This is a genomic window from Ignatzschineria cameli (assembly GCF_003121895.1).
Taxonomy (GTDB): Bacteria; Pseudomonadota; Gammaproteobacteria; order Cardiobacteriales; family Wohlfahrtiimonadaceae; genus Ignatzschineria; species Ignatzschineria cameli.
Genome location: NZ_QEWW01000001.1, coordinates 291065 through 315326, shown reverse-complemented (window position 1 = coordinate 315326; position 24262 = coordinate 291065). Strand labels below are relative to the sequence as shown.

Here is a 24262-nt window from a genome sequence, read left to right as displayed (position 1 = left end):
CTTATTCCTTTCTACGCTTCTTATCTTCTTATCTTCTTATATCAGAATCTGATGATATCAGGGGTTTGCTCACTCATATATGGTTGATCATCTACCACTTTGAATTCACCACTATCATTGAGAGCAGCCCCTTCTATATTTTATCTATACTTTATTGTTGTATATTCTATTACTGCGCTACCGCTTCCCACTCTTATCGTAGCTTCATTACCACGACTCGATTATTGCGACTTAATATCGCTCAGTTCATTGCCCTTTGTCATTACTCTTTAACTAATCTCAACCCGCTTCAACTAATCTTAACGAGTTGTAGCTATCTTTTACTGTCCTCATCTGTCGATGATGCTCGATTGAGAATATCCGTAGGATACTCACCTGTAAAACAAGCCATACAGACGCCACAGTTAGGTCCTAAACTCTCTGAACGTTGCAAGGCACGAATGGTCCCCTCGCGACTGAGAAATGCTAAAGAGTCTGCTTTAATATGGCGGCGCATCTCTTCAATATCGAGTTGATGAGCTAAAAGATCCTCCCTTCTAGAAGTATCGACCCCATAAAAGCAGGGATACATAATCGGTGGGGAGGAGACACGCATATGGATCTCTTTTGCTCCCGCCTCACGTAACATCTGCACAATTCGGCGACTAGTCGTTCCTCGGACAATCGAGTCATCGATCACAATCACTCGTTTTCCCTTAACAACAGAAGGAATAGGTGCTAACTTCATGCGTACGCCCTGCTCGCGCAATGCTTGTGTTGGGCGAATAAAGGTTCTACCCACATATCGATTCTTAATCAAACCCATCTCATTGGGCAGCCCTGCCGCTTCTGCATAACCATTAGCTGCAGAGATAGAAGAGTCGGGAACCCCAATGACCATATCGGCATCCACATGGGTCTCTTTACAGAGTTCAACACCGCTCTGCTTACGAAAGCTATGAACATTTCGCTCTTCAAGATCACTATCAGGACGGGCAAAATAGACATATTCCATCAAGCAGATTGCATGGATACGATCTTTCTCGGTAAAGAAGGTGGACATCACTTTTCCATCTTCAATATAGACTATCTCACCGGGGAGAACATCACGGATATAGGTTGCACCCACAATGCCTAAAGCACAGGTTTCCGAGGCAAAGACATAACCGCCATCTGATAATTTACCGATACAGAGTGGGCGAATCCCTTTACTATCTCGAACCGCATAGACACCGCTATCATGGAGAATAAAGTAGTTAAAAGCGCCTTCAAGCTCTAAAAGAGAGGCTTTTAAACGCTCTAGAAATGTTCCCTTCTTACGGCGAATAAGATGAACTAAGATCTCCGCATCGCCTGAAGCATGAAAAACACTTCCTTGACGCTCTAATTCACGACGAAGCTCTGCCGTATTGGTAATATTGCCGTTGTAAGCGATCGCAAACTTCTCGTCGCTCATCTTCATCAAAAGTGGTTGGACATTATCATAGCCCTTCTCCCCATTTGATGGATAACGGATATGACCGATACTATATGCTCCCGGCAGATCGACTAACATTGCAGGATTGGTAAAGACATCCGTTAAGAGTCCCTCTCCTTTAATGGTATTGATCTCACCTTCATCATTCATCACAGAGATACCGGAACCTTCTTGACCACGGTGCTGCAAACTATGCAGCCCGTAGTACGTTAAGGAAGCAGCATTTGGATTACCAATAACTGCAAACACTTATTTCTCCTTGCGTGCTAAAAGACGCTTATGAATTTCACGATAGGCATCGATCACATTACCAAGATCTTGACGGAAGCGATCTTTATCAAGCTTGCTATGTGTCTCAACATCCCAAAGGCGGCAAGTATCCGGGCTAATCTCATCAGCTAATACAATCTCACCTTGTGGATTGCGTCCAAACTCAACCTTAAAATCGACCAATTCAATGCCGATCTCAGCAAAGAGTTTAATAAGAAGTTGATTGATTTTACGTGCTTCTGTAGAGATCGTTTCAATCTCCTCGATAGTCGCTAAGCCTAATGCTAACGCATGATCGGTATTGATCAAAGGATCATTAAACTCATCTTTCTTATAGCAGAACTCAAGAATGGGTGGATTTAGGTGCGTTCCCTCTTTAATTCCTAAGCGGCTTGTTAGTGATCCTGTTGCAATGTTACGCATAATCACTTCAAGGAGAACGATATCGATCTTTTTACAAAGAACATCACGATCATTAACCTGCTTGATAAGATGGGTCTTAATGCCATTTTCAATCAGATATTCAAAGATCATCGTTGAGATTGCGGCATTTAAAACACCTTTATCTTCAAACTGAGCTTTCTTCGCCCCATTTCCAGCAGTCGCATCATCCTTATAATGGATAAGAACCTCATCTGGATTCTCCGTACTGTAGATCTGTTTCGCTTTACCTTCATAGAGTAACTGTGACATATTTAATACCTTCTGCTCATGCTAGATTTTAGGAGTAGTGACTGCTGCCACTGCATTTTCAAAGATTGTTTGTGCTTTATTGCCTGGGATATTGAGGAAAAGTCCCTCTTCATATCGCTCGCTATGCGCCATCTTACCGAGAATCTGGCCATTAGGGCTGGTAATCGCTTCAACCGCATAATCAGAGAGTGCTGGGTTAAAGGTTGGATCAAGCGTTGCACGTCCTTTATGATCCACATATTGTGTTGCGATCTGCCCACGCTCTTTTAATGATTCATAGAGCTCAGGCGTTAAGATGAGACGACCTTCTAAAGCAGCAAAGGGGAGCACATGTTGTTCGCCAACAGGATTTGTTGCAAACCATAAGGAGTGATTATTGACCACTTCAGTTGTCACCATCTGCGCTTTAAACTCACCGACCTGATTGGTCGTTAAGAGTAGATCACTCTCTTGACGATATTCACCATAAGGGAGAAGACCTGTCTTCACTAATGCATGGAAACCTGCATTGATTCCTAAGAGTAATCCCCCTTTCGCTAAGAAGTTTTCAACCGCTTCTTGAATCTCAGGACGTCTTAAGAAGAGCGCCATCGTTGAGCCTGTTCCTGCCGGCTCTTCCGTGCTCGCAAAACCAGAGGCGAGTACAAAGATCTCAGAGAGCGTCAATGCCTCTTTAAACTTTCTAATAGAGGCTAGATAATCCGCTTCTGTTAACATCACGATCGGAAGAAGATCTGCTGTAGCGCCCGCTTTTTCAAATGCTTTTGCCGTATCATACTCACTGTGTGTTCCTTCAAAAACAGGAATTAACACACGTGGTTTCTCTACAGCAAGATGATTCTTCACCGCGCTCAATGGACGTGCTTCTACTTTATCAACAAAGCCTTCGCTCTTCTCATAGATAGGATAGATCTTCTCAAAACGATCTTCTGCCGCAGCCTGAAGTGTTGAACCTAAGATTGTGACCTGTCCATAATCAAAGCGATATTCGCTCAGTGTTGTTCCGATCGCAATATAATCATCCGACTCAGGGAGCGCCTGACGCGTTGTGATCACAAATGCACCATATTGTGGGCGGAAGAGATCATGCTCAGAGATATTTTCAATATTAGCACCAATTCGGTTACCAAAACTCATCATCGCAAGGCTCTCTGCAACACCCCCTTGACGAACAGAACTTGCTGCATAGATCTTATAATCACGATGAAGCTTTTGGAAAATCTCAAAGTTATGCTTAATTTCATCATAAGGGATGCGATCTGTAACATCCTCTTTCACAGGAAGAAGATAGATATAATGACCACTATCTTTAAACTCAGGCGAGATCACCTCTTCTGTTTTCACCGGCACAACGGCGAAAGAGACCAATGTTGGTGGAACGTTAATCTCTTCATAGGTTCCACTCATACTATCTTTACCACCGATACTTGGAACATTGAAAGCTTTCTGCGCCGCAATCGATCCTAGAAGTGCTGCAACCGGCTTACCAAAACGCTCTGGCACACCATCGAGGCGTTCAAAATACTCCTGAAATGAGAGTCTTGCTCGTTTTGGATCACCCCCTGAAGCAACAAGACGTGCAAGTGATTCAATCACTGCATATGCCGCACCATGGAAAGGAGACCATTCGCCAAGATAGGGGTTATAACCATGCGCTAAAATCGCAGCAGTTTGTGTCTCGCCTTCGGCAACTTGAATCTTCTGAATTGAAGCTTCTGCCGGTGTTGCTTGACACTTACCGCCATAAGGGAGCAGAACGGTCGAACGACCTAATGTTGAATCAAAACTCTGATTCATCCCCTTTTGGCTTGCGATATTGAGATCGGAGAGAATGCCCTGCCAAGTCTTCTCAATATCATCTAAATTTTGACGTTGAAGTAACGGTGATGGAAGATTACTATCTACAACCTTTGCTGTTGCTTCTTTACGGATACCATTAGTATCTAAGAATGAACGCGCGATATCGACAATTTTGTGCCCTTTCCACTCAAGCACTAAGCGGGGCTCTTCTGTCACTTTTGCAACGATCACGGCATCTACAGACTCTTCCGCTGCAAGCTGAATAAAGCGCTCTGCATTCTCTTTCGCAACAACAACCGCCATACGCTCTTGAGATTCTGAGATCGCAAGATCGGTTCCATTAAGACCTGGATATTTTGTTGGGACTTTATCGAGATCTACATGAACACCATCGGCTAACTCACCAATAGCAACAGAGACACCTCCGGCACCGAAGTCATTCGATTTCTTAATCAGTGTTGTAACCTCTTTTTTACGGAAGAGACGCAAGATTTTACGCTCTTCACTTGCACACCCTTTTTGTACATCTGTACCGGCAGTCTCTACTGTCTCTACAGTCTGTACCTGAGAAGAGCCTGTTGCTGCACCAACACCATCACGCCCTGTTTTTGCCCCTAAAAGGATCACAACATCGCCGGCAATCGGCTTTTCACGTACAACATAATCTTCACGGACAGCGCCTACAACGGCACCTAACTCCATTCGCTTAGCCACAAATCCGGGATGGATATACTCTTTAGCAAAAGCAGTTGTACCCCCAATCTGATTGGCATAAGCACTATTCCCTTGAGTTGCAACACGACTAATGCGTCTTTGTGGAATCTTGTTAGGAAGCGTCTCTTCTACAGGCTCAAGTACATTACCGGCACCCGTAATACGCATACCTTGATAGACATAAGCACGCCCTGAAAGCGGATCACGAATCGCGCCGCCCACGCAGGTATTCGCACCCCCATAAGGCTCAATCTCAGTAGGATGGTTATGTGTCTCATTTTTAAACATCAATAACCAAGGCTCTTCGACACCATTAACATCAACCGTGATGCGAACAGAACAGGCATTCACCTCATCGGAGACCTCCATATCGGCGAGCTCTCCTGTTTTACGCTGATAGCGGCCAAATACTGTCGCCATATCCATCAATGTCTCAGGGCGCTCTGAAATTCCTGTCTCGCGACGAAGCGCAAGATAATCTTCATAAGCTTGCTGAATCTGCTCTTTAAATTGGCTCTCGGTAAAATCGATCGATTGTAGCGCGGTTTCAAATGTTGTGTGGCGACAATGATCAGACCAATAGGTATCTAGAACAAGAAGCTCTGTCTCTGTAGGATTGCGATTCTCTTCATTTTTGAAGTAATTTTGAATATGTTTGAGATCTTCAAACTCCATCGCCAATCCCATCTGTAACTTAAATTCTGTTAACTTAGAATCGGTCATATGGATAAAGTCTTTAATACTCTCCACCTTCTTTGGTGCACGCTTATCGATAAAGCGGGAATCATTAATAGGAAGGGTAAGATCTTTAAGACGAGAATTGATGGGGTTGAAGAGATAATTTTGAATTTTTTGTAGATCTTCTGAAGAGAGATCGTGGTTAAAACCATAAAGTAATGCAGTTGAGACTTGAGTCTTAGGTGAGACGCCAAGCACTTTAAATGCTAGCTCTGCACTATAGGCTTTTTGATCATATTGCCCTGGGAGCCACTCGATGGTGAAATGGGGCATCTTTGCCAACTCCGCCATCATGATACTCTCATCAATCGCTTGATCTCGGACAGGTTGAATTAATGCCGCACGCACTCGATCAATATCTTTCTCTGCCAAATCAAAGAGGTCATATACTTGAATGAGTCGCACTTTTGATAACGTCTGAATATTAAGTGCTTTTTTGAGCTCGCTCAATAAGGCAGTTGCTTCAGTTGAATAGCGCGGTGTACTTTCAATATAAAATCTACGTTTCATTAGAGTCCTTGAGTATCAGTTTATTCAAAACTATCTGTCAGCATTGTCTCAAAAGAAGTTAATCCTTTTGAGCCCGTAAAGGTGACATGGCCCATTTTACGGTTATTTTTAAATTCTTTTTTCCCATAGAGGTGAAGGTGTGCATCACTTGAGAGATGGGGAAGATAATTGAAGAGAAATTCCCGATTTTGCCCCAAAATATTGAACATAATGGTCTTTTGTTTGAGTGCTGTCTCCCCAAGTGGAAGCCCACAGATAGCGCGGATATGTTGCTCAAACTGGCTCGTAGCGCAGCCTTCAATCGTAAAGTGCCCTGAGTTATGGGGACGCGGCGCAAGCTCATTAACATAGATAAGATCACCCACAACAAATGCCTCCATTGCCAATGTACCCACGATATTATGGGTTGTCATAAAGCTTTTAAGCATCTCATTAAGCGCATCTTCAAGCGCTGGGGTAACTTTTTCACTGCCGGCAACAGTCTTAAAGAGAATATTATTATGATGAAGATTCTCCGCGATCGGGAAATGGCGATACTCTCCATTAATCGAGCGTGTTCCAATGATGGAGCATTCCCAATCATAAGGAATAAATTTCTCCGCTACACAGGGGATATTGTAGAGTGTTGCCACTTTAGGTAGATCCGCTTCACTTCGGACCACAACCTGCCCTTTACCATCATAGCCTCCCTCTTGTGTCTTCACTACAAAAGGATAACCAAGCTCCGCAATCGCAGTAGCAAGCCCTTTTTCGGGATCATCAAGCACAACATAGGGAGCAACAGGAAGCCCTGCAGCGGTTAATGCCGCCTTTTCACGTGCTCGATTTTGCGCTAAATAGAGGGGAAGTTCGCCTTGAGGAATATTGCAATACTCTTCATTGAGTCGCTTAACAAGAGAAGCATCAATATTCTCAAATTCATAGGTCACCACATCACAACGGGAGATTAATGTTTCATACCCCTCCTCATTTGAGAAGCCAGAGACAATATGGCCATGAGAGGCTGAAACCGCGGGCGCATCTGAGGCAGGATCTAACGTTATAACGTAGTATCCCATCCTGTTCGCCGCTTCTGCTAGCATTTTACCTAGTTGACCACCACCTATAATTCCAATAGTTTTTCCGGGTAAAATGTGCATTTTAGTTACTTCTCCTCAATTGTGCTATCTGCTAAGACAGTTGCGGTTTGATTGTGACGAAATTGTTCAATTTGTTGCTGGAGTGTCTCATTGCTCAGAGCAAGAATCTGTGCGGCTAAAAGTGCGGCATTTTTTGCACCGGCATCGCCGATCGCCATTGTTGCCACAGGAACACCGCCCGGCATCTGCACAATTGAGTAGAGAGAATCAACACCACTTAAGGTACTTGTTTTAATTGGAACGCCAATAACGGGAAGCATTGTTAAAGATGCAACCATTCCTGGAAGATGCGCAGCACCTCCTGCTCCGGCAATAATCAGATCATATCCGGCTTCTTTTGCAGAGAGCGCAAAAGAGACCATATGCTCTGGCGTACGGTGTGCCGAGACGATTTTCATGTCGTATGAGATGGAAAATTGGTTGAGTATGTCAGCAGCATTCTGCATCGTTGGCAGATCGCTCTTGCTCCCCATAATGATGGCGACTTTCTGTTTTTTCATTGAGAAATTCAACCCATAAATAAGATCAATAAGAATCGAAAGAGATGATCGATTTCTGAGTAACTGATTCTATCCTTATGCCCTACCTTAGTCAATAGAATTAGAGCGCTATTTTTTATCTTTCGATAAAGATTTTATGGGGCATTTCAGCGATTTTTATCTTTCCCTAAAGAGAATAAAAAGCCCCTTTTACACCGCAATTTTTATTGCCATTTTTGATCTCTTTCACCTCCATTGATCACCCTCTTTGTTATCTTCTTCGTTATCTTTATTCATTCTTATCTTTACTCTTATCTTGATTCTTATCTTGACTCTATCGCTCTTCTCTTCCCTCCCGACCAATCCTCTTTATACTGCTTAATTTCAACAGATTTCTAACGCTAAAATCTCTTCAAAAGATGCCTTTAAAAGATATCTTCAATATATCTCTCCTTTTCTTTTTATTCCGAATATAATAAAGAGAATGATAGAGAATAGCTGCGCTACTTTATAGATAGAACTCTCATCGGCTAAGGAACCTTGAGCTCATATGAAAACGACGATATTAACAATCGTAATTACGATTCTTCTCTCTGCTACTATTTTAGTGCTGTTCCTCCACAATTACCGCAAATTACGCACCCAAAGATTGCTTTGCGAAACGGCATTTGCTGATGTTCTTCGCCTACAAGGCGAATTAATTGATCATTCACGACCTATTATCTTGATTACACAAAAAGTGCTTCGGGATGAGCGTAAACTCTATGAAGAGATTATGCCTCTCTATGATGATCATCGGCAACAGCTGCCGCAAGAGGAGGAGATTCTCAATATCCTTCTACTACGAGACCGCCTCAACTATCTCTATAAACGTGCTAGTCGCCATCCTGAGTTGAAAGATTTAGAGGAGTTGACCACCCTTTGGAGCCGTGTTGAGATTACCAATCGCAATATTGATGAATCCGCCTCTTACTATAATGATACTGCTCACGATTACCGCGAAATTACCAATGAGTTTCCCTGCTCTATGCTCGCTGAAATTCTGCAATATCCTCGCTTCAATCTAATCGCTTAAATCTGACCGCCTAAATTTAGAGAATGTTATAGTGTATTATGTCTACTGATCACCCCCAACCCCCTCTATCGGCCTCTGTGTCTACACTGAATGATTCAGCGCCTACCGACTCTTCCGCTTCTACCGATCAATTGATGCAAGTAGCAGTAAAAAGTGGGGAACAGACTCACGACCAGAAGCGTGATAAGACCTTCGACCAACTGAGTCGGAAATTTAGACGCAATATCTATCAGACATTTAAAGGCAAGTTACGCCTTGCTATCTTAGAGCGCGACTTTGAGGCATTAAATCTACACCAAGCGCCCCTCTCTATTCTCGATATCGGCGCCGGACAAGGGCAATATGCGCTGATGCTTGCAAAAAAGGGGCATCACTTGACGCTTATCGAGCCGGCGATAGAGATGTTAACCTTGGCAAAAGAGAGCTTTCTTAGAGAGGGTTTAGAGGCGAATTTCTTTCAAGAATCTTTAGAGAAACTTCCTGAACTCCCCCTCCCACAATTTGACCTTATCACCTGCCATGCAATGATCGAGTGGCTCCCTGAACCTGAACGCTTCTTACAGCTTGCTCTGCCGACCCTCAAGCCGGGTGGAAAGCTCTCCCTACTCTTCTACAATCGAGAAGGGTTGATCTATCACAATCTGATTCGGGGTAATTACTACTACGTTGAAAAAGGGCAATTTCAAGGAGAAAAAGGTAGCCTAACGCCCATCTCTCCGATCTGCCCGAAATGGCTAAAAGAGCAAATTAAAAAATATCAGCTAACCCTTCTCAAAGAGAGTGGAATACGCACCTATTATGATTTTATGGCGCCGGCAGCACGGCAGAGAATTAGTGAAGAGGATCATCTCGCTATGGAACTCCGCTACTCAGAAAGATCGGAGTATCAAGGGCATGCGCGCTATCTTCATTGGCTCTTAGAAAAATAAGAACCCTATCAGCAAGCAGCAAAGAAAATAATCAATAACTATGGCAAACAATATGGCAAACAACTATAAATAGCTATAAAGAGTTAGGGAATCGCTAAGAATCGTAAATTTATTCTTGATCTTGTCAAAATCGACCTTTATCCTGTCACTATCTTTCTCCTTCTCTATTTCCACTTGATCTTGTGACGCCAAGATTGCCAAGATTGATAGAGCATCCGCTCTTTAACTTAGGAAATAGTGAGTACCTTCTCCCCAAAAGAGAAACTGTTGATGCCAAAATTGATGAGATATTTTTCACACGCCACCAATCTATTACAACGACGCCAAATCTTCACTCTTCTCTCCCTATTCTCTCTACTTCTAAGTGCTCCTCTCTTTGCCGACCAGATACGCCTTAAAAATGGGGATCAGTTAAGCGGTAAAATCCTTTTGATAGAAGCGCATCAAGTAGAGATTGAGACCGATTATGCCGGTCGCGTGAAGGTAGATGCCAAACATATCGCACAATTTGAGATAAAAGCCCCCGTTGCTGTGAAAGAGAATCAATTTACCAAGAGCTTTACCTCAACAGAGGTACTCTATGATGCCGAAAATGATGCACTTAAGGATCGATTGATCATTAAAAATCATGGGATTCCCCAATCGATTCCGTTCGATAAAAGTCTGATTATTGCGAAAGTTAATCGCACTACATTGCAGCCAAAAACTTTCCGACAGGAGTTCTCCCTCAATGCTAGCGCAATCTTTGATAATGATAATTCTCGCCTCTCCCGCTATCGATTGAAGGGGGAATATACGCTTGAGTATCGTCTCTGGCGCCATGCAACCTCTGCTCACCTCTACCGAAAGCGAGATCAGAGTAAGACGAAAGATTACTACTATCACCTTAATTACTCAGCGGACCGCTTTATAACACCCCGCTTCTTCTGGCAAGGATCGATCGATTTCCAACATGATTGGATTGAAGATATCCGTAATAATCTCCTTATTGGTACTGGACCTGGTTTTCAGCTCTGGAATAATACTCGTTCACAGCTCTCACTTGCAACATTACTCAACTATCAACATATCGAGTATCGCGATCATGCACACTCTAGAAACCCGCAGCTCTCTCTTAAGTGGGACTTTCAACATGCGCTCTATAATCAGACAATTACCTTCTCAACAAAGGGTAGCGTTGGTCGTAGTTTCAATCGCGATGTGACGCTCGACCTCAATCTCAATGCAAAATTAGCTTATCGCTTAACCGATAATCTTTCGATCGATACCGGCTATCAATATGAGAAGTTGAAAGCAAAACGCGGAAGTAATACTAATCGTACGCTCTACCTCGGTTTTGGATTGAAGTGGAAATAGATCAAAAAAGATCCAAAAATCTAGATCTAATAGCCTCTATTGCCGAGAAATACCTCAAAACATCCCAAAAATTCGCCTAAAATTCCCATAATCATCTTGCGACTATCTTATGGGGGAGAAACTATTTTCATTATATTTTTGCGATAAGTTTGACACTACGCTCTATATGATATAAATTTACAAATGAGAATGGTTCTCAAACAAAAGGCTGAGGGAGGCCAATAATCATGAAATTAAGATCGAAAACAGGTTTGAAAAAGTGGGCGAGAACTGCCCTAAGAGGTGCGCTGATTAGCGCGATGTTAACTTCCGCGTGGGGAATTGCTTATGCGAAAGAACCCCTAAAAGTTATCACAACCTTTACCATAATACAAGACATGGCCCAAAATGTTGCAGGTGATGCAGCGATTGTAGAGTCGATCACCAAGCCGGGAGCGGAGATTCATGATTACCAACCCACTCCGCGAGATCTCGTCAAAGCCCAAGATGCTGAGCTTATCTTATGGAATGGTCTCAATTTAGAACGTTGGTTTGAGCGCTTCTTCCAAAATATCAAAAATGTTCCCTCCGTTGTTGTAACAGAAGGGATCACTCCCCTTTCCATCTATGAAGGGGAATATGAGGGGCTACCTAATCCGCACGCCTGGATGAGCCCTAATAATGCCTTAATCTATATTGAGAATATTCGTCAAGCATTTGTTGAAGCAGATCCAGAAAATGCGGCCATCTACAATGAGAATGCGGCGCAATATGCAGAAAAGATCAGAGCGCTCGATAAACCATTACGGGAAAAGCTTGAGCAGATCCCTGAAGATCAGCGCTGGTTAGTCACGAGTGAAGGAGCCTTTGGTTATTTAGCTGCAGATTATAATCTCAAAGAAGCCTATCTCTGGCCCATCAATGCCGATGAAGAGGGTTCACCACAGCAGGTTAAACGCTTGATTGATACCATTCGTGCCAACCAAATTCCGGTTCTTTTTAGTGAAAGCACGATCTCTGATAAACCTGCAAAACAGGTTGCTAAAGAGAGTGGCGCTCGTTATGGTGGCGTTCTCTATGTTGATTCTCTCTCAACAGAAGATGGGCCTGTCCCCACCTATATTGATCTTCTCCAAACCACTGTAGAAACGATTGTTAAAGGATTTAACCTAGAATGAGTATCGTTGTTGAAGATGTCGCTGTTGTTTACGGCAATGGACATAGAGCTATTTTTGATGTCAATTTTCGTCTCGATGCCGGCACTATTTGTGGCTTAGTCGGTGTCAATGGAAGTGGTAAATCGACACTTTTCAAGTCGATCATGGGGTTAGTCAACCCCACTTCCGGCACGATTAAGATCGATAATATGGCTATTAAAGAGGCGCTAAAAGCCAATAAGATCGCTTATGTCCCACAGACAGAGGAAGTTGATTGGAACTTCCCTGTTCTTGTTGAAGATGTGGTGATGATGGGCCGATATGGCAAGATGGGTTTTTTACGTATTCCCTCTAAAATAGATCATCAAAAGGTCGATGAAGCCTTAGCACGCGTCGATCTTACCGCTTTTCGTAAGCGACAGATCGGTGAGCTCTCCGGCGGGCAGAAAAAAAGGGTCTTTTTAGCAAGAGCATTAGCGCAAGAGAGCCGTATTTTACTACTCGATGAACCCTTTACCGGTGTCGATCTGAAGACGGAAGATAGCATTATTGAGCTCTTGATCTCCCTTCGGGAAGAGAACTATCTCATGTTGGTATCGACCCATAACTTAGGGTCGATACCGGAGTTTTGTGATCAGGTAATTCTCTTAAATCAGACTGTTTTAGCCCAAGGGCCAACAGAGACAACCTATACACAAGAGAATCTTACCCATACTTTTGGTGGTGTCTTGCGGGAGATTTCGCTCAAAGGAGATCATCTCCATAGCGATGATGATCCTCGTCATGTCACCGTCTTAACGGATGATGAGCGCCCGGCAGTCTTCTATGGTTGTCAAGAGACGCAGCAGCTCAAAAAAGCACGCGATAGCCAGAAAACAGGTACGCACCTCAATCGAGAAACATCTCAGGAGTGATCACTAATGGAACAGTTATTGGCGCTCTTAATAGAGCCCTTTCAATATGAGTATATGGTCAAAGCGATCATTATGAGTCTGCTGGTTGGCGCTGTTTGTGCTTTCCTTTCTGCCTATCTTGTGCTGAAAGGTTGGTCCTTGATGGGAGATGCTCTCTCTCACTCAGTTGTTCCCGGGGTTGCCGGCGCATATGCGTTAAGTCTTCCCTATGCTATTGGTGCATTCTTCACCGGCATTTTAGCAGCCCTCGCGATGGGACTTGTCAAACATTTCACCAAATTGCGGGAAGATGCCATTATCGGGCTGATCTTTAGTAGCTTCTTTGCGGCAGGGTTATTGATTATTTCGCTCAATCCAACACCGATTAGTATCAACTCTATCGTCTTTGGAAATATTTTAGGGATCTCCGATGGAGATGCGCTACAAGCAGCGATTATTACGATAATCTCCCTACTTCTTCTTCTCTGCTACTGGAAAGATCTAATGCTTCTCTTCTTCGATGAGGTTCAAGCTAAAACGATCGGTCTGCCGGTGATGCGTCTGCAGATTCTCTTCTTTGTACTATTGAGTGCCTGTATTGTTGCAGCACTTCAAACTGTCGGGGCAATTTTGGTTATTGCGATGGTTATTACACCGGGAGCGACCGCTTATCTCTTAACAGATCGCTTTGGCGTGATGCTCACCCTAGCCGTGATGATTGGCGCATTAAGTAGCTTTATTGGGGCTTATGTGAGCTTCTTTCTTCCAGGAGGTACAACGGGAAGCCTTATTGTTGTCCTTCAGACAACGCTCTTTCTTCTCACCTTTCTCTTTGCGCCGAAACATGGTCACTTTGCCAAACGTCGCTCTGCCCGTCGATCTACAAGCCTTAGCGAAAGTATCGATGAGATTGAGGAGACATTGATGCAAGATGAAGAGAAGTTAACGAAAAAGGAGGTCTCATTATGATCGATACCTTAATCTTAACGCCTCTACAATACCCCTTTATGCAGCAAGCGATGTTAGGTGCGCTGATCTCTGGTGTTGTTTGTGCCGTACTCTCTTGCTACCTTATTTTAAAGGGATGGGCACTGATGGGGGATGCGATCTCTCATGCGGTCTTGCCGGGAATTGTTCTAGCCTTTATCTTCAATCTTCCGCTTGTCATTGGTGCCTTTGCTTCAGGGCTCTTCTGTGCCGTTGCAACCGGTTACTTACGGGCGAATAGCAGAATCAAAGAGGATGCAATCTTAGGGATTGTCTTCTCCGGACTCTTTGCGCTAGGGCTGTTCACCTTCTCTTTCGTAAAGACCGACCAACATCTTACCCATGTTCTTTTTGGTAATATCTTAGGGATTCTCCCTTCTGAGCTATGGCAGATTATCATTATCGCCGGCATTACCTTGCTAATTATCCTCTTGAAGCGAAAAGATTTTATGCTCTACTGCTTCGATCCGGTACAAGCGAATGTTTTAGGGCTTCCGGTCAAATTTCTCCACTATACATTACTGATTCTATTAGCATTAAGTATTGTGGCATCACTACAAGCGGTGGGCGTTATCCTCGTTATTGCGATGTTAGTTGCGCCGGGAATTATCGGCTTTCTTCTCACAAAGCGTTTCCCCATTATGATGATAATTGCGGTGATCTCCTCACTCATCTCCGCTTTTATGGGCGTTCTCTTAAGCTTTCATATCGATGCCGAAACGGGCCCTTGTATCGTTCTCAGCCAAACACTTCTCTTCTTAATCGCATTCATCTATAGCCGTCTACGTCATCGGATAATTCGCCGAAAAAGCCTCTAGTTATATAAAAAGAGAGTTAAGATAGAATCTGAATCGATATAAAACCGATACAAAAACACCCTAAAGTTGATCATTACTGATTGCTTTAGGGTGTTTTCTATCATTTAGCTGCCGATTCCTCTTTTTTTGATGCCGATACGAATAACTCAATCATCGCATCTTCATGTTTATCCATCAGCTCAGTATATTGCTCCCGATTATTGGGATCTTTCTGTTCGCTGTTGATTAACTTAATCATTCGATAGAGTTTTAGACTCACAATTTTCTGATTATCGATATCTCTCTTATGGTAATGATCAATCTTCGCACCCGGCAGATCATTCCCAATTTTAGAGTTTTGATTGCGAGAGATTAAAAAGAGGTTTCCAAAACTATCTACAATGCGGATTGCCGGTTCTTCGTCCTTATTCTCCGCCTCCCGTTTTTTACACTCTTCATCTGTAGATTGCTGATCTAAGTACTCCTCATTTTTAGGTTTTTGCGGATAGAAATGTTCAATCGAACCGCCGGCCACCATTGTGTAATTTTTGATAAGTTCCTTCTCTTGTTGCGTATATTTCTCTTGTCTATCCTTCTCTTGCCTATCCTCTGGTTGATTGTTTTCCCCTTGCGCCTCTTGCCAAATAAGGTAATCGAGATAATAGAAGAGAAAATGATTTTCAATTCCGAAATAGCTCAACTTATCTAAAGGAATATCTTTTTCAGTCATCGAGGTAGCGACATTCTCATTATTAAAGAGCATATTGCCATAACCCCCTTTCGCCGTTCTATCTTCATCTTTAGCAAGATAACGCCAAAAAGTGTAACGCCGAGCTAAACGCTCCATATAATCTAAATAGGCTTGTGCCTTAATCTCTTGAAACATCTCCCTATCTGATTGCTCATTGACCAAGAAATAGAGTAGCCCTGAGAGCCAATGCTTATAATGGGGCGATGGAATAGAGTAGTGAAATGCAGTTTGCAATAGAATCATTCGCTTCACATCTGTCGTTTCAGTCTCTCCGCCGGTAAAAGTATTCACATAACTAGAACTAGCACTCTTTTCATACTGTTTCAGCGCTCTAATCCCCCACAGATCCTCTTGGCTTGTATCCCGTTTTATAACATAGTGATCAAAGAGATATTTGCATTGCAATAACAGAAAGGTAAATTGTTTGATCCGTTCAGATACGATCTCATTTTCCAACGCTTTTGAGTCCGCAGTTTCCCCCGGGAAAAGATCTTTCTGCAATAGATACTGGTTAAATTGTTGAATGAGTTGCTTATCATCAAGTGCGACATCGTGAAGATCACCCTCTGCTGAAGCAACTCGATCAAATTGCTTGGGATATAACTTCGTCTGCACAAAAACGCGCAGAACGTGCAGTAGAAAGCTCGAAAATGAGAGCACCACCTGAAAGCGCTCCGGCGTATCTTCCTCTTTTTTACTGCTTTTCTCTCTATGATCTTTAGTCGTGATATTTGCAATGAGCGTTTCTATTGTCGGCGCTTTCGGTACTTCAGACTCCTTGATTTTTTGAGCTTCTGAGGCATCAGATGTTAAACACTTCTTTAATGTATCATAATCTGTGACCTGTAAACTCTGCCACTCATTACCAAAAATTGCACTTCTCGGTTCAGGTTCAAAAGCATATTGCAGATAGCGTTCCATATTCGCAACGCCATTCCACACTTGGCTCAAGATCGGTCGATCCTCTTCTGAGAGTTTAGAGAGAAGATTCGCTTTGATAATTTCATGTTTTTCCAGCTGTTCCCCGCGATTATTCATCACTTCAAAATAGTGATTGAGATCTGTCCCTTGAGGCACTTGAATACGGGCGATATGAACAGAGTTGAGTAGATATTGCAAAAAGGCTTCTATTGCCCCTTCATCTTGCAATTTCCGCTGAAAAGTCTTTTTGATAATATGATAACCGGTTATGATTCCTTGGTTATAATGCTCTGCATCTAATGCCGTAAGATCCCCTTTTTGAATCATCTCTAAAGTCGCAATCGATTTCGGCCGACATTCAAAAGTGAGCTTCACACTTTTTCGCCAGCTTTTAATATCTAACACTTTGATTTTAAGAGACTTTTCATACAAATTAATAAAAGCCAATAAGATCAAAGTCAGCGTTGTTAGCCGTTGCTGTCCATCGATAACCTCAAAGATCCCATCATCATGCTGATAGACCACTAACGTCCCGATATAGTATTTTTTCTGATCGCCATTAACATAGCTCTCAATATCTTCGATGAGCTGTTCAATCTCCGCCTCACGCCAAGCATAATTGCGCTGATACATCGGAATCATATAAGCGGTATTAGGCTCTTTGAATAGCTCGCCGATGCTCAATTCTCTGACGCTATCATTTTTGTGATTGCTGTTCATCATTTTCCTTTTTATAAAAGCCCAATTTCCCAAACAATTTTACAATATCGCCGTGATTTCCCGATATTGTCGGTAGATAACGGGTCTTCTCCAGTTGGATAAAAACCTCCTGCGGTTCATTCGCCTCTTTAATAAAGACAAAGAGATTTCGCCCTAAAACATAGTTATCCACTGTCGCTAGTTGTACCGCGTGCTGTTGCAGTCGGCAAGCATACGCCCAGATAAAGATCTGCTCAATCGCTTCTGACATTTTGGCTGGGCCAAATTTATCGAGATAAGTGATTAATGCGCAATCGAAGATCATCCGCACCCAGCCATCGCCGACTCTATGCCGTTGATTATAAGTTGCTAGCGTCTGAAGAATATCTACTGCTCGATCGCTAAGTAAACCGTCTAATGGTGAATTGTGCTTCTCTTCATCTGAAGTAGCGACGCTTAATTTCGATTGAATGACCGGGCTCACAATCGACTTTTGATAATATTCCACCATCTCAAAGAAGCGCCGGCCATTGATAATGGCTTGATCGAGTTGAAAGGGGAAATCCATCTTCTGTCCATCAATCTCTCGGTCAAATTGTCGATTATAGTGATCAATATAACGGTGCGTTACCTGAAGCGCTTTTGCATAAGGATAATTCGATTTGTGATCTAAATTAATGCCCTTAAAGAGCGCAATTTGGGATTTCGTAAAATAGCGTGCCGGTGCTTGTTGCATCCATCTACGAATACGGAAGAGATAGGTGCCAAATAATGTTTTCAGTTCATCACTGTCGGCATCTTCTGTTGCTTCCCAATAGGCGATTGATATCGGTTTTAGCTCAACCTCACTCTTTGGAAACTCTCGAAGATGATAGGCTTTGAGTAGATCGTGCGGTGCAAGATCTCGCCCTCGGCTATTTTGAGAATCGAAAAATTGAAACGCTTCTGAAATATCTTGTAACTCAAAACGCACCACTTCACAGCGATTGAGCAGGAAATCGATCTCTTTCTCCTGCAATCCGCCTTGAGCAATGTAATGATTAATGAGCTGATAATTCTGTGTGATATTCTTCTGAGAAATCGTACTGGGAAAAGCCCAATCTTGAAAAGATGCCTTCTCTGTTAACTCCTTTAGCGTTTTCTCTAGATCTGAACGAAGAATTACCGTTTCCGATTTTATCTCATCATTCGGAATTTCCCCATTTTCTGATGATTTCTCATCGCCTACATAATGCTTTCGAAGTGCCCAAATAATCAGCATTAAGGTAATAATCCGCTGTTGCCCATCGACAATATTGAGGATCATTTTTTCCGTTCCGTCTTCATTCGTTTCAATCTGCCGATGAAACACAACACTCCCAAGGCGATACGGCACTGCTCTATCGCTCTGGGTTTTGATATCGTGCAGAAGCGCGCTCACATTCTCTGCTGTCCATTTGTAAGGGCGCTGATATTGGGGAATTTTTAAATTGCTAAGTTGTAAAAGATCTTTTACTGAACAGATTGAATGAGTTATTCTTTCAAAGGTCATCCTATTTTTAATCCCATTAATTTAACTGATAGCTTTTACATAGTATCTCTAGCCCCTATATTCTCTTTATTTAACAATATTTCTGTTAAAAGACTTCTATGAGAGCTGTATCAATATAGCAACTTATAAAATATGAGCAAAAAGAGTTTCTTCCACTACTTTTTTAATCATCTCTTTTAATTTAATGACTATTTTCCTACTGCGAAAATCTCTGTGCAATCATCACGCCGGTAAGAGAGACTGCTCCGCCGATATAGTGGTAGCTCTCTAATGACTCGTGGAGAACGACAATAGAGATCAATGCCGTCAATAGTGGTGAGAGATTCATAAAGAGTGCCGTTTTATTGGGCCCAAGAAAGGCAACACCTTTAATCCAAAGAAATGGCGCAATAATAGAGGCGGGAATGCCGGCAAAGAGAATCAAGCCGATATTTTCTGAAGTGATGGCGCGATCTGCGGCAAACCAGAAAAGTGGAAGCAGTAGAATCATTCCAAAGATAATCTGCCAATAGAGCGATTGCCATACAGAGAGACGAATCTGCCACTTTTTCGTTAAAACACCATAGAGCGCATAGGCGGAGGCTGCAATGAGCATCATCAACTCCCCTTGCCCTATGCCTACTTCAAAGAGAATTCCCGGCATACCACCGCTAATGAGCCAAATAATGCCGAAAAAGGAGAGCGCACTTCCGATAATGAGCCCTAAAGTAATGGGTGTTTTTAGAATAAAGAGGCTTAAAATAATAGTTAGTAGAGGAATCAGCGAGATAAAGATGCCGATCATTGTTGCACTGATCGTATAGGCAGCATAGTAAGCTAAACATTGATAGAGTGCCATTCCTAAAAGCCCTAAAAATGCCAACTTAGCAAGATAAGGGCGAATTGTATCCCACTCTTTAATGCTCTTTTTAAGGCAGAAAGGGGTCAGAATTAAAAAGGCAAAGAACCATCGGTAAAATGAGATTGTTTCAGGTTCAACAACTCCCGTTGAGAGTTTGTTAACAACAGCATTCATCGCCCAGATTAAGACGGCTAAAAGGGGATAGAACATCGCTGCAAATTGCATAGTGAGCTCCTAAATAAGGTCAATTGAGTAGTAGCCCCTAAAAGGGGTGGAAGATAGTATAGTCTTGTCTGATAAGAAGGATATAATGGAAATCGGACAATTCCTCTCGTTATTCAGACAATCTTACTCAATCAATCACCCTTGGAGATTCTTATGGTGCAACAACTTCCCCTTCAAGCTTTTCTACATCATCCTAAACGACTCATTATGCTACTAGATGAACAGATCAATGAGGCGACAGAGTACCTAAGCCACTCACATAGCTGGGGGCAAATGATCTTAGTTAATGATGGTGTTATTACCCTCGAAATTGCTCATGAACGCTTTATTGCCCCGCCGGGATTTGCCATCTGGATTCCGCCCCACTGCCCGCATAGTTGCTATAGCCGTGCCGAAGCACGCTTTCGCTCTGTCAATATCTGCGAAGCTGAAGCGAAAAAGCTACCTCAAAAACCCTCCCTCCTAGAATTGAGCCCTATCGCTGCTGCCATTATTGATGAACTCTTTGAAAAAGCGATCTATCTGCCAGAGAGTGATCGCGATTATCGCCGAAGTCGTGTCTTTATCGATGAACTTGAAGATGCCATGGTCGGTCACACCTATCTTCCCTTCTCTAACCATCGCTACTTAGAGCCGATCTTAAGCGCGCTAGAAGCAGATCCTGCAATACGTTTAACACTCAAAGAGTGGGCGGAACGGGTCTATACGACTGAGAGAACCCTCGCTCGCTACTTTCAAAAAGAATTAGGAATGAGTTTTAGCGAATGGTCTGCTCGGCTCCGCTTTATTCATGGCTCGGCCCTCTTAGAAAAAGGTTATAGTGTGGAAGAGAGCGCCTTTGCTTTAGGATATCGCTCTACCTCTAGCTTTATTACCCTCTTTCTGAAAATTGCCGGCATGACGCCCGATCGCTATCGGCAGATTCATCTTCATTCGGCATAAAAAAAGAGTGACCGCTCGATCACTCTTTTAGCTACTCTACCTATTGACTAGATCATTAGGTCATTAGATGATTAGATTCGTTTTGGCATTCTAAAGCGTCTAACCTTCTTCGGCGCTTCCCCATCTTCATAATATTCAATGGTATATCCCGTTAAAGCATACGCTATCGCAATCACCGGGCTTAAGAGACAGAGGAAGGTATAGGGGAGATAATCGAATGTTGCCACCCCTAAGGTTGTTGCCATAAAAGCGCCACAGGTATTCCATGGAATCAGTGGCGAGGTCATCGTTCCTGAATCTTCTAAAGTTCGTGAGAGAACCTTGCCTTTAATTCCCCGCTTACGATACTCCTCTGCATACATTCTTCCCGGCACAATAATCGACATATATTGATCGCACCCCACAATATTGCCGGTAATACAGGTGGTAACAGTAGCAATAATCAAGCTCTTTGTTGTCTTTGCAAGACGGACAATCGAAGCAACAATCGTCTGGAAGATTCCGGTAAATTCTAAAATCCCCCCAAAACACATCGCGATAATCACAAGTGATACTGTCGAGAAGACAGAGACAATTCCCCCATTATTGAGTAGCTCATTGAGTGTCTCATTATCTGTTGTGATGCTATAACCATCATAGAGCGCATTCATTACCATACTAGGATCAGCATCTTGTACAAAGAGTGCGCATAGAACTCCCAAGATCGAACCGATCATCAAACCAGGGAAAGCAGGAATACGAAAGATCATCACAATAATGATTGATGCCGGCACAAGCAGTAACCAAGGGGAGATTACAAAGAGCTCTTTAAGATCTTCTCTTAAGGTAAAGTTTGTCGCCGCAGTATCAGTTAATTCTGCTGTTGCGCTAAATCCTAAAATCGTAAAGAGAATCAAGGAGATGATCAATGCTGGAATCGTGGTATAGAGCATATAACGGATATGTTCAAAGAGGTCGACTCCCACAATGCCTGGCGCTAAGTTTGTAGATTCTGAAAGAGGAGAGATCTTATCACCAAAATAGGCTCCTGAAATCACCGCACCTGCCACCATCTCTGGAGGAATCCCTAAACCAAAGCCGATCCCCATAATAGCGATACCGATCGTTCCCGCTGCGGTCCAGGCATTACCTGAAGCAATAGAGATAATACAGCAGATCGCACAAGCGGCTACTAGAAAGTAGGCAGGATTGAGGAGATTAAGGCCATAATAGATCAATGTTGGAACAATACCGCCGGCAATCCAAGAAGCGATAATGGTTCCGATCACGATCAAAATCACAATAGCTTGGAGCGCTAAACGAACGGCATCTAACATCCCTGTCTCTATCGCTTTCCATTTAAAGCCTAAGCGCATAGCAACTAAAATCGCCACACAGACACTCAATAGTAACGGTATATGAGGACTCACATCCCACATACCAATGCCCATCACAAGAGCAAACATCATAAAGATGATCGGGATAAATGCTTCAAGAATGGTGGGGCGGCGAGTTGAGATCGCTTCAACAGAAGATACTTCAATAGTCATTTTTATTATTCCCTCACAAAAGTATAAGAGGAGAAAATCTATCCATCATGCTTGGCGATTGTTGATCGTACCAATTTCACAAATTGAAAAATATAATATCTGAAGGATAGGGCCCAAATATTGACGCTATTGCAACGGTATTTAAATAAAAGGCCTACTTACGCAAATACAGGAAAACGGACTGAAAAAAGATGGGCTGTGCAGTAAGTGAAGTGATTAATGACTCTCTCAATAGAGATATCCCTTAATAGAGATATCCCTTAATAGGGATAAAATTATATCGATATAAGCCAATAGATATAAATCAATTAAGGATCATTAATAGGTATTATCGGTATTAAAAAATTATAGATGTTGCTGTCAATGGCGAGAAGTCTATCACAGTTTCTTCCTAAAGATCTATTTTTATCCCTCAATTACCCTGATTAATCATTACAGTAATAGTAGATCATGATAATATTAGATCCTTTCAATCATGAAAAGTTTAACAAAGATGTACAATGACCGACGAGGACAAAGATGAAAGTAGATAAATCGCCTTCTGTTTTAGGTGGCGCAATGATTGCCGCAGGAACGATGATTGGCGCAGGTATGTTGAGTTTACCAATCGCATCAGCTGGAATGTGGTTTGGTTGGACAGTCATAATTATGCTCATGACGCTCTTTTTTATGTATATCACCGCAGAGCAGATTTTGGAGGTCAACTTAGGTTATCGCCCCGGCGCAAGTTTCGATACTTTAGTGAAAGATAACCTCGGCAGTCTTTGGCGTTTTGTAAATGGCTTCTCTGTTGCCTTTGTTCTCTATATTCTGCTCTATGCTTATGTCGTAGGTTCAGGCTCTGTTATTAGTAATACTATCGCCCACAATTTCGATATCGCATTACCCCGTTACCAATCCTCCTTAATCTTTGCGCTCCTCTTTACCGGCATTGTCTGGTGGAGCACTAAGGCGGTTGATCGGATCTCAACCATCCTAATGATCGGCATGTTTATTACCCTCTTTGCTGCGGTGACCGGTCTTTTAGGAAAGATAGAGATCCCCTACCTTTTTGAGCCTAATGGAGAGTCACGCTATGCGATCTATGCTTTTGCGAGTCTTCCCTTCTTCTTAACCTCTTTCTGCTTTCATGCAAGTGTGCCTAGCTTTGTAAAATATTATGGCATTGAGGGAAGTAAGATTAAAAAAGCTATCGGTTGGGGAATGGGAATCACCTTCCTCTTCTATCTTGCTTGGATGGTGGCTATTATGGGAAGTGTTGAGCGAGCAAGTTTCCTCTCTGTCGGTGATGATCAGGTCGCATGGTTGCTCGATCAAGTCAATGCTGCACCTTTTGCCGCATTAGCCTTACGTTTCTTTGCCTTCTTTGCTGTTGTCACCTCATTTTTAGGTGCGGGATTGGGGCTTTTTGATTATATTGCTGACCTCTTTAAGATTAATGATGGTCATAAAGGTCGCTTTTTAACGGCGCTCATCACCTTCTTACCTCCTACAATTTTAGGGATGCTCTTTCCAAATGGATTTGTATTAGCGATCGGGTTTGCAGGTCTCTTTGCTGCGATCTGGTCTGTTATTGTACCGGCCGCAATGGTGATCAATTATCGTAAAAAAGCTGAAAAGAGTGGCGAAAAACCCGCTGTACCATTTCGTGCATTAGGGGGCAAAGTGATGCCCTACATTATTATTCTCTACGGTTTAGTGGCGATTGTTTCCCACCTATTAGTAGAGGTTTTTAATGTCTCTGCACTTAACTTCTTTAAATAATGCATGACCCAATCGGCGCTCAATGCGCCGATCTTGGGATGAAGTTTTAATCATTTAAATAGTGATTATTTTCTCGGCATCAAAAAT

The 24262-nt window shown here is 42.8% G+C and carries 18 protein-coding genes; 9 read left to right on the top strand and 9 right to left on the bottom strand.

What is annotated here, in order from left to right; all coding sequences use genetic code 11:
- Positions 1 to 313: 313 nt before the first annotated feature.
- Genes purF through purE form a run of 5 tightly spaced genes read right to left on the bottom strand, consistent with a single transcriptional unit; the run spans position 314 to position 7820 of the window.
- Complete coding sequence (purF, locus tag DC077_RS01255) at positions 314 to 1705, bottom strand: amidophosphoribosyltransferase (RefSeq protein ID WP_109217793.1); 1392 nt, start codon at positions 1703 to 1705, stop codon at positions 314 to 316.
- Positions 1706 to 2419 (bottom strand): phosphoribosylaminoimidazolesuccinocarboxamide synthase, encoded by a 714-nt coding sequence (gene purC, locus DC077_RS10995; RefSeq protein ID WP_109217792.1) that lies wholly within the window; start codon positions 2417 to 2419, stop codon positions 1706 to 1708.
- Positions 2420 to 2440: 21 nt separating this feature from the next.
- A complete protein-coding gene (locus tag DC077_RS01245; RefSeq protein WP_109217791.1) occupies positions 2441 to 6181 on the bottom strand; it encodes a phosphoribosylformylglycinamidine synthase in 3741 nt (1246 codons plus the stop codon).
- Between the two features lie 20 nt (positions 6182 to 6201).
- Positions 6202 to 7320 carry a 5-(carboxyamino)imidazole ribonucleotide synthase gene (gene purK / locus DC077_RS01240; protein ID WP_109217790.1) on the bottom strand — a complete coding sequence of 373 codons (1119 nt, stop codon included), beginning with the start codon at positions 7318 to 7320 and terminating at the stop codon, positions 6202 to 6204.
- Between the two features lie 5 nt (positions 7321 to 7325).
- Positions 7326 to 7820 (bottom strand): 5-(carboxyamino)imidazole ribonucleotide mutase, encoded by a 495-nt coding sequence (gene purE / locus DC077_RS01235; RefSeq protein ID WP_109217789.1) that lies wholly within the window; start codon positions 7818 to 7820, stop codon positions 7326 to 7328.
- Positions 7821 to 8349: 529 nt separating this feature from the next.
- On the opposite strand from purE, the gene DC077_RS01230 reads away from it, so the two are divergent.
- From DC077_RS01230 to DC077_RS01200, 7 genes are all read left to right on the top strand, one after another.
- Positions 8350 to 8874, top strand: a complete 525-nt coding sequence (locus tag DC077_RS01230; protein ID WP_109217788.1) for a LemA family protein — start codon at positions 8350 to 8352, stop codon at positions 8872 to 8874.
- Positions 8875 to 8912: 38 nt separating this feature from the next.
- Positions 8913 to 9803, top strand: coding sequence for a methyltransferase domain-containing protein (locus DC077_RS01225; protein ID WP_239990387.1), 891 nt, complete (start codon positions 8913 to 8915; stop codon positions 9801 to 9803).
- A 270-nt stretch (positions 9804 to 10073) separates the two neighbouring features.
- Positions 10074 to 11159: a DUF481 domain-containing protein gene (locus DC077_RS01220; protein WP_109217787.1), complete on the top strand. Its 1086-nt coding sequence runs from the start codon at positions 10074 to 10076 to the stop codon at positions 11157 to 11159.
- Between the two features lie 299 nt (positions 11160 to 11458).
- Entirely contained in the window at positions 11459 to 12316 is an 858-nt protein-coding gene (locus DC077_RS01215; RefSeq protein ID WP_162297631.1) for a metal ABC transporter substrate-binding protein, read from the top strand.
- Positions 12313 to 13209, top strand: a complete 897-nt coding sequence (locus DC077_RS01210) for an ATP-binding cassette domain-containing protein (protein WP_109217785.1) — start codon at positions 12313 to 12315, stop codon at positions 13207 to 13209. The genes DC077_RS01215 and DC077_RS01210 overlap by 4 nt, the downstream gene beginning before the upstream one ends.
- 6 nt (positions 13210 to 13215) lie before the next feature.
- Positions 13216 to 14157 carry a metal ABC transporter permease gene (locus tag DC077_RS01205; protein WP_109217784.1) on the top strand — a complete coding sequence of 314 codons (942 nt, stop codon included), beginning with the start codon at positions 13216 to 13218 and terminating at the stop codon, positions 14155 to 14157.
- Complete coding sequence (locus DC077_RS01200; RefSeq protein ID WP_109217783.1) at positions 14154 to 14993, top strand: metal ABC transporter permease; 840 nt, start codon at positions 14154 to 14156, stop codon at positions 14991 to 14993. The genes DC077_RS01205 and DC077_RS01200 overlap by 4 nt, the downstream gene beginning before the upstream one ends.
- A gap of 100 nt (positions 14994 to 15093) precedes the next feature.
- Here DC077_RS01200 and DC077_RS01195 read toward each other — a convergent pair whose 3' ends face one another.
- The 3 genes from DC077_RS01195 to DC077_RS01185 form a co-directional block, all read right to left on the bottom strand.
- Positions 15094 to 17364: a GmrSD restriction endonuclease domain-containing protein gene (locus DC077_RS01195; RefSeq protein ID WP_162297629.1), complete on the bottom strand. Its 2271-nt coding sequence runs from the start codon at positions 17362 to 17364 to the stop codon at positions 15094 to 15096.
- Positions 17342 to 18874, bottom strand: a complete 1533-nt coding sequence (locus DC077_RS01190; protein ID WP_109217781.1) for a DUF262 domain-containing protein — start codon at positions 18872 to 18874, stop codon at positions 17342 to 17344. The genes DC077_RS01195 and DC077_RS01190 overlap by 23 nt, the downstream gene beginning before the upstream one ends.
- 196 nt (positions 18875 to 19070) lie before the next feature.
- A complete protein-coding gene (locus tag DC077_RS01185; RefSeq protein ID WP_109201486.1) occupies positions 19071 to 19940 on the bottom strand; it encodes a DMT family transporter in 870 nt (289 codons plus the stop codon).
- Positions 19941 to 20093: 153 nt separating this feature from the next.
- Between DC077_RS01185 and DC077_RS01180 the strand changes: the two genes are divergently transcribed.
- The gene (locus DC077_RS01180; protein ID WP_109201485.1) at positions 20094 to 20882 is read left to right on the top strand and encodes an AraC family transcriptional regulator; all 789 of its coding nucleotides are present in this window, start codon (positions 20094 to 20096) and stop codon (positions 20880 to 20882) included.
- Positions 20883 to 20953: 71 nt separating this feature from the next.
- Here DC077_RS01180 and nhaC read toward each other — a convergent pair whose 3' ends face one another.
- Positions 20954 to 22411, bottom strand: a complete 1458-nt coding sequence (gene nhaC / locus DC077_RS01175; protein ID WP_109217780.1) for a Na+/H+ antiporter NhaC — start codon at positions 22409 to 22411, stop codon at positions 20954 to 20956.
- Between the two features lie 519 nt (positions 22412 to 22930).
- On the opposite strand from nhaC, the gene DC077_RS01170 reads away from it, so the two are divergent.
- A complete protein-coding gene (locus DC077_RS01170) occupies positions 22931 to 24175 on the top strand; it encodes an aromatic amino acid transport family protein (RefSeq protein ID WP_109217779.1) in 1245 nt (414 codons plus the stop codon).
- Positions 24176 to 24262 lie beyond the last annotated feature (87 nt).